This window comes from Rhizobium sp. NLR22b (genome assembly GCF_019685295.1).
Taxonomy (GTDB): domain Bacteria; phylum Pseudomonadota; class Alphaproteobacteria; order Rhizobiales; family Rhizobiaceae; genus Rhizobium.
Window position 1 is genome coordinate 149,362 of sequence record NZ_JABDWM010000009.1, and the last position, 12,060, is coordinate 161,421.

At 62.6% G+C, this 12,060-nt stretch carries 10 protein-coding genes; 2 read left to right on the forward strand and 8 right to left on the reverse strand.

Annotated features, from left to right (window positions below):
• Nucleotides 1–26: 26 nt before the first annotated feature.
• The 6 genes from HJC00_RS16610 to dusB form a co-directional block, all read right to left on the reverse strand.
• Nucleotides 27–1,391 carry a sigma-54 dependent transcriptional regulator gene (locus HJC00_RS16610; RefSeq protein ID WP_210631486.1) on the reverse strand — a complete coding sequence of 455 codons (1,365 nt, stop codon included), beginning with the start codon at nucleotides 1,389–1,391 and terminating at the stop codon, nucleotides 27–29.
• Nucleotides 1,381–3,651, reverse strand: a complete 2,271-nt coding sequence (locus tag HJC00_RS16615) for a PAS domain-containing sensor histidine kinase (RefSeq protein WP_221164372.1) — start codon at nucleotides 3,649–3,651, stop codon at nucleotides 1,381–1,383. Before HJC00_RS16615 ends, HJC00_RS16610 begins: the two co-directional genes overlap by 11 nt.
• Nucleotides 3,652–3,864: 213 nt before the next feature.
• Entirely contained in the window at nucleotides 3,865–4,854 is a 990-nt protein-coding gene (locus tag HJC00_RS16620; RefSeq protein WP_210631488.1) for an aldo/keto reductase, read from the reverse strand.
• A 584-nt stretch (nucleotides 4,855–5,438) separates the two neighbouring features.
• Nucleotides 5,439–6,890, reverse strand: coding sequence for a nitrogen regulation protein NR(I) (ntrC, locus tag HJC00_RS16625; protein WP_210631489.1), 1,452 nt, complete (start codon nucleotides 6,888–6,890; stop codon nucleotides 5,439–5,441).
• Entirely contained in the window at nucleotides 6,887–8,041 is a 1,155-nt protein-coding gene (locus tag HJC00_RS16630) for a nitrogen regulation protein NR(II) (RefSeq protein WP_210631490.1), read from the reverse strand. Before HJC00_RS16630 ends, ntrC begins: the two co-directional genes overlap by 4 nt.
• Complete coding sequence (dusB, locus tag HJC00_RS16635) at nucleotides 8,038–9,057, reverse strand: tRNA dihydrouridine synthase DusB (RefSeq protein WP_221146569.1); 1,020 nt, start codon at nucleotides 9,055–9,057, stop codon at nucleotides 8,038–8,040. The genes HJC00_RS16630 and dusB overlap by 4 nt, the downstream gene beginning before the upstream one ends.
• 143 nt (nucleotides 9,058–9,200) lie before the next feature.
• On the opposite strand from dusB, the gene HJC00_RS16640 reads away from it, so the two are divergent.
• On the forward strand, nucleotides 9,201–10,418 hold the full coding sequence (locus tag HJC00_RS16640) for a bifunctional 2-C-methyl-D-erythritol 4-phosphate cytidylyltransferase/2-C-methyl-D-erythritol 2,4-cyclodiphosphate synthase (RefSeq protein ID WP_221164373.1): 1,218 nt from the start codon (nucleotides 9,201–9,203) through the stop codon (nucleotides 10,416–10,418).
• A complete protein-coding gene (locus HJC00_RS16645; RefSeq protein WP_210631493.1) occupies nucleotides 10,415–10,918 on the forward strand; it encodes a CinA family protein in 504 nt (167 codons plus the stop codon). Before HJC00_RS16640 ends, HJC00_RS16645 begins: the two co-directional genes overlap by 4 nt.
• Before the next feature lie 18 nt (nucleotides 10,919–10,936).
• Here the strand turns inward: HJC00_RS16645 and HJC00_RS16650 are convergent, their stop codons facing one another.
• Nucleotides 10,937–11,389: a type II toxin-antitoxin system RatA family toxin gene (locus HJC00_RS16650; RefSeq protein ID WP_221164374.1), complete on the reverse strand. Its 453-nt coding sequence runs from the start codon at nucleotides 11,387–11,389 to the stop codon at nucleotides 10,937–10,939.
• Nucleotides 11,390–11,451: 62 nt separating this feature from the next.
• Nucleotides 11,452–11,976, reverse strand: a complete 525-nt coding sequence (locus HJC00_RS16655) for an AAA family ATPase (protein ID WP_221164375.1) — start codon at nucleotides 11,974–11,976, stop codon at nucleotides 11,452–11,454.
• Between the last annotated feature and the right edge of the window lie 84 nt (nucleotides 11,977–12,060).

Genomic DNA, 12,060 nt, shown 5'->3' on the forward strand with positions numbered 1-12,060 from the left:
GGCGCGGCGTTGCCGCGCCGGTATGATCAGACGCCGAGCGACTTCAGCTTGCGGTGCAGCGCCGAGCGCTCCATGCCGACGAACTCGGCGGTGCGCGAGATATTGCCGCCGAAGCGATTGATCTGGGCGATCAGATAATCCTTCTCGAACATCTCGCGGGCTTCGCGCAGCGGCAGCGTCATGATGTGATAATCGTTCTTGGCCGAAACCTTGGGCAGCATGTCGCCGAGATCGGTCGGCAACATGTCCGCGGTGATCGGCGTATCCGGGCCGTCGGTGCGGGCAAGGATCATCAGCCGCTCGATGTTGTTGCGCAGCTGGCGGATATTGCCCGGCCAGTCATGCGCCTGCAGCACCGCCATGGCGTCATCACCGATGCGGCGCGGACGGATGCCGGCCTGTTCCGATATCTGGCGCATCAGCTGGTCGACGAGGAAGGGAATATCCTCGCGGCGCTCGGCAAGCTGCGGCACGCGCACCGGCACGACGGCCAGGCGATGATAGAGATCCTCGCGGAACCAGCCTTCGGCAATGCGGCTTTCGAGATTATAGGCCGTCGAGGAAATGATGCGGACATCGACCTTGACGCGCTTGGATCCGCCGACCCGCTCGAACTGCTGATCGACCAGCACACGCAGGATCTTGTTCTGCGTCTCGCGCGGCATCTCGCCGACCTCGTCGAGATAGAGGATGCCGCGATGGGCCTCCTCGAGTGCGCCGATCTTGCGCGCCTGGCCCGGCGTTCCCTCGGTGCCGAAGAGCGCCACTTCCATGCGATCGGGCGTGATATTGGCGGCGTTGAGCGCCACGAAGGGGCCGTTGGCACGGGCCGACTTCTTGTGGATCATCCGCGCTACCAGCTCCTTGCCGGAGCCGGACGCGCCGAGAATCATGATGCGGCTGTTGGTCGGCGCCACCTTCTCGATCGTCTGGCGCAGCTGCGAGACGGCGACCGAAGTGCCGATCAGTTCCAAGGCGTCGCCGGTGCGCCGTTTCAGCTCGGAAACCTCGCGCTTGAGCTTGGAATTTTCCAGCGCGCGCTCGGCGATCAAAATCAGCCGGTCGGCCTTGAAGGGCTTTTCGATGAAATCGAACGCGCCGCGCTTGATCGCCGAGACCGCGGTTTCGATGTTGCCGTGGCCGGAGATCATCACGACGGGGAGATCGGGGTGACGGGTCTTGATCTCATCCAGCAGCGACAGGCCGTCGAGCTTGCTGCCCTGCATCCAGATATCGAGGAAGATCAGCCGCGGCACGCGATCGGAAATCGCCGCCAGTGCGCTGTCGCTGTCATGGGCCGTGCGTGTCTCATGACCTTCGTCGGAGAGAATGCCGGAAACGATCTCGCGAATATCGTGCTCGTCATCGACGACGAGAATATCAGAGGCCATAAGCGCTTTCCTTGTCATTGGCTGCGGGAGCGGCGGGCGCTGGCTCCAGGCGCGGCAGATGCACGCGGATCATGGCCCCTCTTCCCCGGTCAAAATCGGCGGGCGCATCGTGCAGCTCGAGCTGCCCGCCATGTTCCTCGATGATCTTCTTGACGATGGCGAGGCCGAGGCCGGTGCCCTTCTCGCGCATCGTCATATAGGGTTCCAGAATGCTGTGGCGGTTTTCCACCGGCAGACCGCGACCATTGTCGATCACGTCGACGGTGAAACGGTCGCGGGCCACATCGAGCGCGGCGCGCACGAGAACCTTGCGCTCGTCCCGTTCGTCACTCGGAACGGCTTCCAGCGATTCCACGGCATTCTTGATAAGATTGCCGAACGCCTGGCCGAGCATGCGACTGTCGAACAGGCCCTCTAGCGGCTTATCGCCGAACTCCGAGAGGAAGGTGACGTGATGATTGCCCATCTCGCGGAGGAAGATCGCGTCGCGCAGGATATCGCGCAGGTCGCTCGGCTCCTTGGTCGGCTTGGGCATGCGGGCGAAAGCGGAAAATTCGTCGACCATGCGGCCGATATCACCGACCTGGCGAATGATCGTATCCGTGCACTGATCGAAGACGGTGCGGTCGTCCTGGTTGATCTGCTTGCCGTAGCGGCGCTGGATGCGCTCGGCGGACAGCTGGATCGGCGTCAGCGGATTCTTGATCTCATGGGCAATGCGCCTTGCCACGTCACCCCAGGCAGTCGAGCGCTGGGCGATGACGAGATCGGTGATATCGTCGAGCGTGATCACGTAGGATTCGCTCATGTCGCGCACTTCCTCGCGGGTGACCTGCACGCTCAGTGTTCTCACCGTGCCGCCGCGCACGAGCGCGATCTGCTTGCGGAAATCGCCGCGATGACGCACCGCCGCCTCGGTCAGCACCTGATCGACCTCGGGCGCAATGTCGGCGAGCTGCTTGCCGAGCATCTCGTCGGCCGACAGCGACATCAGCGTCTCGGCCGAACTGTTGACGATGGCGATGCGGCGATCCTGTTCGACGCCGATGACGGCGGCGGTCACGCCCGACAGCACCGCTTCGATGAAGCGACGACGATCGTCGACCTCGTCCTTGGCTTCGAGGATCTCGTCGCGCTGGCTGCGGATTTCCGAGATCATCTTGTTGAAGGTGCGCGACAGATTGGCGACGTCGCCATCGACGGCATGCACCGGCACGACAATATCCATATTGCCCGATGCAACGCTGTCAGCCGCGGTGATCAGCAGCCGGATCGGCCGCACGATGCGGTCGGCGACCGCAATTGCCGTCCAGATCGCCGCAAGCAGCACGATCAGCGCGAAGCCGATGTAGAGCACGGCGAAGGCGATCTGCAGTGAGAAGCGGTTGGCCTCCATCGAGCGGTATTCGGTGGCGTTTTCCTCCATCATGCGCATGGCGCCCATGACCTTGGGATCGACGGCCCGCACCGTATAGAGAAACGTGCCCTGGATGGCATCGAGCTTGATGATGGCGCCGACGAGGTTGGTGACTCCGGGCGGGATCAGCGTCGGCTGGCCGGCCGCTGCCTTTTCCAGCGCATCCTGCGGAATGGCCGGCAACGGTTTTTCCGTGGCGATATCGGCCTGTACGACCACCGAACCGTCGCTTTCGACAAGGAAGGCGCCGAGCAGGCCGCGGCCCCTTGCCTGGCGCGTCATCAGTTCGGCAAAGCCTGTCCTGTCGAGGCTGTAAAGGGCGCGGTTGCGCTCCAGGTCGTTGGCCATGGACACCGTCTGCCCCTGCAGGTAGCTGGCGTTCTCCATCATATAGGCCTGGCCGATATTGCGCGACGAGCTGACGATCGACTGGGTGCGCAGCGCAAACCAGCGATCGAGGCCGGCATTCAGCGTAATGCTGGCGAAGATGGCGACGAGGATCGCCGGCGTGATCGCGACGATCGAGAAGAGCACGACGATACGAATGTGCAGGCGCGCAGCCGCCCTGCCCCGGGTGCGCGCCTTGAGCAGCCTTGCCACCTCCCGGGCGATCAGCGCCAGCAGTGTCAGGACGAAGAAGGAATTGACGATCACCGAGGTGATGACGACATGCGAGGTCGGCGCGATCGGCGTCAGGCCAAGCAGTATGAAGAGTGTGATCGTGGCGCAGAGCAGCGCGCCGCCTGCGAGCACGAGGCCGGGCACGGCGAAAAGCGCGCGGCGATCGGTCACCGTCGTCACCGCCTCGGCCGCCGCCGCCGGCGCTACCCCATCCTGCGTCATTCGGCCTCTCTTCAGACGGCATCCGCCGTCCCGCCATCTGATCGAAACCAAACAACGCCGGCTCAGTAGAGCCAGCGTCGGAACGACTCGATCGGGAGCGAAATGTCCAAAACCCTTGCGTGACCTTTAAGCAACGCATTGTGGCGAAAATGCAACGCGCCTCGTCATGTTGTCAAGGCGAAGCACCCGCAGCGTCACAGTTTTGGCGACTGTTTAGAAGCGACGCGGTTCTTCCGGTTTGTTTCCGGCAATCGCATCAATGCGCTCCAACACATCAGCGGTCAGCTTGTGCCTGTGCGAAAGGGCCGCGAGATTATCCTGCAGCTGGCTGGCGCGCGAGGCGCCGAGAATGACGGTCGAGACGTTGCGATTGGCGAGGCACCACAAAAGCGCGAGATGGGTAATCGATAAACCGATCTCGTCCGCGAGTTTTGCGAGTTCGCCGACTTGTCGGAGCTGAGCGCGGCCGGCATCGCTCGACCATTTTTCCTTCAGCCATTCGTAGCCGGGCAGATTCATGCGGCTGTCGGCGGGCACGCCGTTATTGTATTTGCCGGTCAGGACGCCGGAGGCGAGCGGCGACCAGATCGTAGTGCCAAGGCCGAGCAGTTCGTAGAGCGGGAGATAATCGGCCTCGACCTTCTGGCGTTCGAAGATGTTGTATTGCGGCTGCTCCATCGTGGGCGGCGTGATGCGCAGGTCACGGGCAACGGCGTAGGCTTCGGTCAGTTGCTGGGCAGACCATTCGGACGTCCCCCAGTAGAGCACCTTGCCCTGGGCGACGAGATCGTGCATGGCCCGGACCGTTTCCTCGACCGGCGTGTCGATATCAGGGCGGTGGCAGAAATAGAGATCGAGGTAATCGACCTGAAGCCGCTTCAGCGCCGCATGGCAGGCATCGGTCACATGCTTGCGCGACAGGCCGCGCTGCGTCGGTTTCTCACCTCCCCAGAAGACCTTGCTCGAGACGATGAAGCTGTCTCGGCTCCAGCCCAGTGACTTGAGCGCTTCGCCCATGACGATCTCCGACTTGCCGCTTTCATAGCCTTCGGCATTGTCGAAGAAGTTCACCCCGTTATCATAGGCAAGCCGCATGAGGTCGACAGCGTCGCCGCCATTCACCTGCTTGCCGAAAGTGACCCATGAGCCGAAGGAGAACTCGCTCACCTTCAGGCCCGATTTTCCCAAACGACGATATTCCATCACGCAGCTCCCGCAGGTTAGAACATGGGCCGACAATTTACCGGCCTCGACATCACATTCGATCAGCGATCGATCGGTCTAATCTATGGCGCCCGCACGGATATACGAGGCGCAGCCCGCTAAATTGGCCGCCTGAAACACGATGCCGCGGCTCTGGTCAGCCCGACCGTAAAGAAAAGGGCGCTCCACGGCATCAGCCGGAGCGCCCATGGCATGCGGGCGACGACAATTGCGGCGGAAGTCGACAGCAGCAGCGGCAGATGACGAGATTCGGAACAGATAGGCAACATGCGAGCGGTTTTGGGAATGCTCTCGCCCGTTGATCGAGCCATGCCATCCACCAGTTATCCACAGCTTATCCACAGGCCCGGCGCCGATGACCGCAGCAACTTCAATGACATTTGGTACACGGCAAATAATAGCTCACAAATACTATGTGACCATTGAATGACACTGCGATTTTGTTTGCCGGCGCAGATACAAACCGCGACCGAGCTTGGATAGATTAGGTTTTGTTCCCGACCGTGGCGGCGGATACTGGGGAGGAGTGGCGGTGGGCAAACGAGGAGCCCACCGCCTTTTTTTCAGGCGGTGCGGGAGCTTCTGTAAACAGAGACGCCGAGTTCCCTGATCTTCTTGCGCAAGGTGTTGCGGTTGAGGCCGAGCAGGTCGGCCGCCTTGATCTGATTGCCGCGCGTTGCCGTGAGCGCAGCGAGTATCAGCGGATATTCCAATTCGGTCAGCACGCGATCATAGAGGCCTGGCGGCGGCAGGTTGTCGCCGAAGCTCGCAAAATAGGTGCGCATGTTCTCCTCGACCGCCTGGGCGATCGTCATCGAGCCACTGCGGATCGGCCCCTTGTCGATCGGGCTGTCGGGCACGTCGGAGCGCAGCTCGGCATCGATGATCTCGCGGGTGATGACATCCTGCGGATAAAGCGCCATCAGCCGGCGGATGAGATTTTCCAGCTCACGCACATTGCCCGGCCAGGCATAGGCCTTCATCAGCTCCAGCGCTTCCTGATCGAAGCGTTTGGAGCCGAGCCCTTCCTTCTCGGCCTGCTGAATGAAATGGCGCACGAGATCGGGAATGTCCTCGGCGCGGTCGCGCAACGGCGGCAGGCGCAGCGGCACGACGTTGAGGCGATAGTAGAGATCCTCGCGGAACAGGCCCTGATTGATCGCCTGCTTCAGATCCTTGTTGGTGGCGGCGACGATGCGCACATCGGTGCGGATCGGCGTACGGCCGCCGACGGTGGTGTATTCGCCCTGCTGCAGCACGCGCAGAAGCCTGGTCTGGGCGTCCATCGGCATGTCGCCGATTTCGTCGAGAAACAGCGTGCCGCCTTCGGCCTGTTCGAAGCGGCCGGTCGAGCGGGTCTGCGCGCCGGTGAAGGCGCCCTTCTCGTGGCCGAAGAGTTCCGATTCGATCAGGTCGCGCGGGATCGCCGCCATGTTGATCGCCACGAAGGGGCCGTTGCGGCGCTTGCCGTAATCGTGCAATGCGCGGGCGACGAGCTCCTTGCCGGTGCCGGATTCGCCGGTGATCATCAGCGTCAGGTCGGTCTGCATCAGCCGGGCGAGCACACGGTAGATTTCCTGCATCGCCGCCGAGCGGCCGACCAGCGGCATGCCGTCCTGCATATCCTCTTCGAGCTTGGCGGGCTTGCGCTTCGGCTCGGCGAGCGCCCGGCCGATGATGCCGATGAGTTCTGTCAGGTCGAAGGGCTTCGGCAGATAGTCGTAAGCGCCTTTCTCGGAGGCCTTGATGGCGGTCATGAAGGTGTTCTGGGCGCTCATGACGAGGACAGGCAGATCCGGACGGGCCTTCTTGATGCGCGGCAACAGGTCGAAGGCGTTCTCGTCCGGCATCACCACGTCTGTGACGACAAGATCGCCCTCACCCGCCGAGATCCAGCGCCACAACGTTGCGGCGTTGGAGGTGATGCGAACGTCATAACCGGCGCGGCTCAACGCCTGGTTGAGCACGGTGCGGATGGCGGCATCATCATCTGCAACGAGGATCGTGGCTGTCATCGAGAAGGTCCTGTCGAGCTTGCGGAAGAAGCATCCTCGAGCGAGGCGTCCTTCGACGCCGGCATGAGAACGCGGAAAGTCGTGCGGCTGTTCTGGCTGTCGCATTCGATGATGCCGCCGTGATCGCCGATGATCTTGGCGACCAGCGCCAGGCCGAGGCCGCTGCCATTCGTCTTGGTGGTGATGAAGGGATCGAAGAGATGCGGCAGCAGGTCGGCAGGAACGCCGGGGCCATTGTCGTGGACGCAGAATTCCAGCGGCAGCGAGATCTTTTCGCGGGTGCCGGCGACCGAAAGACGGATGCCGGGACGATAGGCCGTCGTCAGCATGATCTCGCCATCCGGCCGATCGCCGACCGCTTCGGCGGCGTTCTTCACCAGGTTGAGGAAGACCTGAACGAGCTGGTCGCGATTGGCATAGACCGCCGGCAGCGACGGGTCGTAACTCTCGGTGATGCGGATATTGCGGGCAAACCCCGCCTTGGCGACCGCCTTCACGTGATCGAGCACGGAATGGATGTTGACCGGCATGCGGTCGACCGGGCGTTCGTCGGAAAAGACCTCCATGCGGTCGACCAGCGAGACGATGCGATCGGTCTCGTCGCAGATCAGCCGGGTCAGTGCCCGGTCGTCGTCGATGACGGATTGTTCGAGCAGCTGGGCGGCGCCGCGGATGCCGGAGAGCGGGTTCTTGATCTCATGGGCCAGCATAGAGGCAAGCCCGGTCACCGAGCGGGCGGCGGCGCGGTGCGTCAGCTGCCGGTCGATCTTGTCGGCCATCGAGCGTTCCTGAAAGACGATGACGACGGCGCCGGGCTCGCTCAGCACCGGGGCGACATAGAGATCGACGAGCTTGTCCTGGCCGAGGCGCGGCGAACTCAGATCGACGCGGTATTCGTTCACCGGCGCCTTGCGCTCACGCACCTGGTCGATCAGGGCGAGCAGCGGACTGCCGAAGGGAATGAAGGTCGAGATCCGGTATCGCGCCAGATGCGAGGCGCTGGCACCGAAAAAGGCCTCCGCCTCCCAATTGGCGAAGGCGACGAAACCGGATTCGTCGACCATGACGACCGGGTTCTGGATGGCGTTCAGCACGGCCATGGCAACGGTTCCGCCGGCGTAGTCGGGCGGAGAGGTCATATCCTTGTTCATGCCGCCTCCCGGCTATCGAGCGCACCTGCAGCCAGCGCGTCATAAAGGCGCCCGGCTACCTCACGCGGGTCACGCGAGGTCATGATGTCTGCCTTCTCGCCACCGGCAAGCGCGGGAGCAAAACGCTCGAGATACCAGCCGAGATGCTTGCGGGCATGGCGGATCGCCACCGCCTCGCCGTAGAAGTCGAGCATCATCCGGTAATGTTCGACGGCGATATCGGCAATCTCTTGGCGTCGCGGCTCCGCCACTCCGGCGAGCACGCCGGCATGCCACGGCCTGCCCTGGCAGCCCCGGCCGATCATGACGGCATCGGCGCCGGACCGGCGCAGGATTTCCTGCGCGTCGTCGGCGGTCTCGACGTCGCCATTGGCGATCAGCGGAATGGAGATGACCTGGCGGACAGCGCCGATCGCTTCCCAATCGGCGCGGCCTTCGTAAAACTGCATGCGGGTGCGGCCATGAATGGTCACGAGCTGGATGCCGGCCGCCTCGGCGCGGCGCGCAATGTCGGGCGCGTTGATGGAATTCTCGTCCCAGCCGAGGCGCATCTTCAGCGTCACCGGAATGTCGACGGCCTTGACCGTCGCCTCGATCAGGCTGAGCGCGTGATCGGGATCGCGCATCAGCGCCGAGCCGGAATAGCCGCCGATCACCTTCTTTGCCGGACAACCCATATTGACGTCGATGATATCGGCGCCATGATCGGCAGCGATTTTCGCCGCTTCCGCCATCCAATGCGCGTCGCGCCCGGCGAGCTGCACCATATGCGGCCGGAAGCCAGCAGCCTTCAGCCGCGACCAGGATTCGGCGGTGTCGTTGACCAGCTCGCGGCTCGCCACCATCTCGGTGACGACGAGGCCGGCACCGAAGCGCCAGGCAAGCTCACGGAAGGGCATATCCGTGACGCCGGACATCGGCGCCAGCACAACGCGGTTCCGCACGGAAACGGGTCCGATTCGGAAAGGCGCTGCGAGATTCTTGCAAATCAAATGATTATCTTTCAGGCACACCATGGAACTGCATTATTTTTAGCCACAGATCGATGCCTTTGCCAAGGGGGCTCGGATCGGAATCGATATTTTTCGGGCAGATGCTGGAAAAGGCCAAAGCAAGGGGTTAGAGCACTCCGGTCAATTCCGCATAATTTAGGGGATTTATGCTGCAAATGCCGTCCAAGCAACCAATATCGGCTGGGATTGTCATCGTCGCCGCCGGCCGCGGCGAGCGCGCCGGATCCTCCACGGAAGGCCCCAAGCAATATCGCATGATCGGCGGCAAGCCGGTTATCGCGCATACGCTTGAAAACTTCATGACATGGGAGCCGGCAGCTGAGATCGTCGTCGTCATTCATCCCGATGACGAGGCGCTGTTTGCGACGGCGCTGTGCCACGTCGTCTCGGCGACACCGATCGAAACGGTGCATGGCGGCGCGACCAGACAGCAATCCGTGCTTGCCGGCCTTCGATATCTCAAGGACAAGAATGTCAGCCATGTGCTGATCCACGATGCGGTGCGGCCCTTCTTCGACCATGGGCTTCTCGGCCGCATTGCCGAGCGCCTCGGCGACGGCGCGCAGGCGGTGCTGCCGGCCATGCCGGTCACCGATACGCTGAAACGCGCCGACAGCGCCGGCACCGTGCTGACGACGGTCTCGCGCGAGCATCTCTACGCGGCGCAGACACCGCAATCCTTCGCCTTCGAAACCATCCTCGGCGCGCATGAGAAGGCGGCGGCCAGCGGGCGAAGCGATTTCACCGACGACGCCTCGATCGCCGAATGGGCGGGCATTCCGGTGACGATCGTCGCGGGCACGCCCGACAACGTCAAGCTGACGGTCAAGCGCGATATCGCTATGGCCGACGACAAACTCTCGGCCTCGCTGCTTCCGGACGTGCGCACCGGCAACGGCTATGACGTGCACCAGCTCGAGCCGGGCGATGGTGTGACGCTCTGCGGCGTGTTCATTCCGCATGATCAGAAGCTCAAAGGCCATTCCGACGCCGACGTCGCGCTGCATGCGCTGACCGACGCCCTGCTCGCCACCTGCGGCGCCGGCGATATCGGCGATCACTTCCCGCCGTCCGACCCGCAATGGAAGGGCGCGGCCTCGAAGATCTTCATCGAGCATGCCGCCCGGATCGTACGCGAGCGCGGCGGCACGATCATGAATGCCGACGTGTCGCTGATCGCCGAGGCGCCGAAGGTCGGCCCGTATCGCGAGGCCATGCGGGCAAGACTGTCGGAATATCTCGGCATCGATCTCGAACGCTGCTCGGTCAAGGCGACGACCAACGAGAAGATCGGCTTCGTCGGCCGGCGCGAAGGCATCGCGGCAATCGCCACGGCGACCGTCGTCTATCGCGGGAGGAAATGATGAGCCTTTTCCCCCCGGATATAATTTCGGCGGCTGAGGCGATCATCCGCGATTTCACCGCGTCGGGGCAGATGGTCTCGACCGCCGAATCCTGCACCGGCGGGCTGATCGCCGGGGCACTGACGGAGATATCCGGTTCATCCGCCGTCGTCGACCGGGGATTCGTCACCTATACGAATGCAGCCAAAGTCGAGCTGCTCGGGGTGCAGGAACAAACATTGCTTCGTTTCGGTGCGGTCTCCGAAGAGACCGCCCGGCAGATGGCGCATGGCGCCCTCTTCCGCTCGCGCGCCACGATTGCCGTCGCCGTCACGGGCATTGCCGGCCCCGGCGGCGGGTCGTCGGAAAAACCGGTCGGGCTCGTGCATCTCGCCGCCAGATCGCGCACCGGCGCACTGATTCATCGAAAAATGCTTTACGGCGATATCGGCCGCAGCGCGGTGCGGCTGGCCACGGTCAAGACGGCGCTGGAGATGGTGCATTCGCTGCTCGTCGACTGACGCGGCTGCGATCGTCCGTCACACCGTGGCGTAGATCCTGTCCGCTCTTGTCTCGAAGGCTTCGGTGAACATGCGGAAGGCGCGGTCGAACATCGAACCCATCAGCGCGCCCAGAATGCGGCTCTTGAACTCGTAGTCGATGAAAAAATTGATCGTGCAGCCGCCGGCCGGGGTCTCGGCGAAATGCCACCGGTTGTCCAGATATTTGAATGGACCATCGATATATTTGACTTCGATGACGTGTTCGGCTCGGTTCAACAACACCTGGGTCGTGAAGGTCTCGCGGATCGCCTTATAACCAACCGTCATGTCGGCCAGGAGCAGGATCTTGCCGTCGCGCTCCTTGCGGCTCCTGACGGAAAGCGCTTCGCAGAGCGGCAGGAATTCGGGATAACGCTCGACATCGGCAACGAGATCGAACATCTGGTCGGGCGTATGCGGTACGGATCGGTGCGTTTCGAACTGCGGCATAGGCGGCACTTAAGCGGGCGCGCCCAGAAGATCAAGGAGTTCGCGCATCTGGCGGCGGGATTTTAGCTGAAGAACCTGGTTGCCAAGGCCGCGTTCGGCGCTCCGGCGACATAATCCCGAAGTGCGGCTTCGATCAGTGGCACGGCGTCCCGCTCGAAATTCCAGATATAGGCAAGCGCATCCAGCGAGATGCGCTCAGGACAGCCGGCCGGCAGTTCGGGACGGTTACGCCGAAAATAACGAAACGTTCTTGAGACGGCGCCAAACAGACACGCATATCTTGACGGACGAAGCCAAATCACGGCCTCGGCGCGCGGCAGCCGGAGATGGAAGGAATTGAGGCCGGTTCCATCCATGATCGAGCGCTCTTCCGTCACGGCATCGGCGATAAGACGGTCAATCTCGTCGCGCGGCCTCTTTCTCCAGCCCGGCAGCCAGTAGAAGTCGCGGTCCATGGAAATGTAGCGAAGATCGAGCTTTCGCGAGAGCCCCCTTGCAAGCGTGCTCTTTCCGCTGCCAGGGCAACCGATCACCAGGATGCGATCGGCATCGGCCAGCGTCGATTTCAATCCGGATATGATATTCATTGGCTGCCCAAAGAAAACCTTGGCAAAATCCACCGCAGTCAGTTTGTTGCCTAACCTCCCCACCCTACTCGACGTCATCATCGG

Excerpts from the sequence above, each read along its gene's own strand:
- HJC00_RS16610 (WP_210631486.1), bottom strand. The coding sequence starts at position 1,391 with ATGGCCTCTGATATTCTCGTCGTCGATGACGAGCACGATATTCGCGAG.
- HJC00_RS16615 (WP_221164372.1), bottom strand. The coding sequence starts at position 3,651 with ATGACGCAGGATGGGGTAGCGCCGGCGGCGGCGGCCGAGGCGGTGACG.
- HJC00_RS16620 (WP_210631488.1), bottom strand. The coding sequence starts at position 4,854 with ATGGAATATCGTCGTTTGGGAAAATCGGGCCTGAAGGTGAGCGAGTTC.
- ntrC (WP_210631489.1), bottom strand. The coding sequence starts at position 6,890 with ATGACAGCCACGATCCTCGTTGCAGATGATGATGCCGCCATCCGCACC.
- HJC00_RS16630 (WP_210631490.1), bottom strand. The coding sequence starts at position 8,041 with ATGAACAAGGATATGACCTCTCCGCCCGACTACGCCGGCGGAACCGTT.
- dusB (WP_221146569.1), bottom strand. The coding sequence starts at position 9,057 with ATGGTGTGCCTGAAAGATAATCATTTGATTTGCAAGAATCTCGCAGCG.
- HJC00_RS16640 (WP_221164373.1), top strand. The coding sequence starts at position 9,201 with ATGCTGCAAATGCCGTCCAAGCAACCAATATCGGCTGGGATTGTCATC.
- HJC00_RS16645 (WP_210631493.1), top strand. The coding sequence starts at position 10,415 with ATGATGAGCCTTTTCCCCCCGGATATAATTTCGGCGGCTGAGGCGATC.
- HJC00_RS16650 (WP_221164374.1), bottom strand. The coding sequence starts at position 11,389 with ATGCCGCAGTTCGAAACGCACCGATCCGTACCGCATACGCCCGACCAG.
- HJC00_RS16655 (WP_221164375.1), bottom strand. The coding sequence starts at position 11,976 with ATGAATATCATATCCGGATTGAAATCGACGCTGGCCGATGCCGATCGC.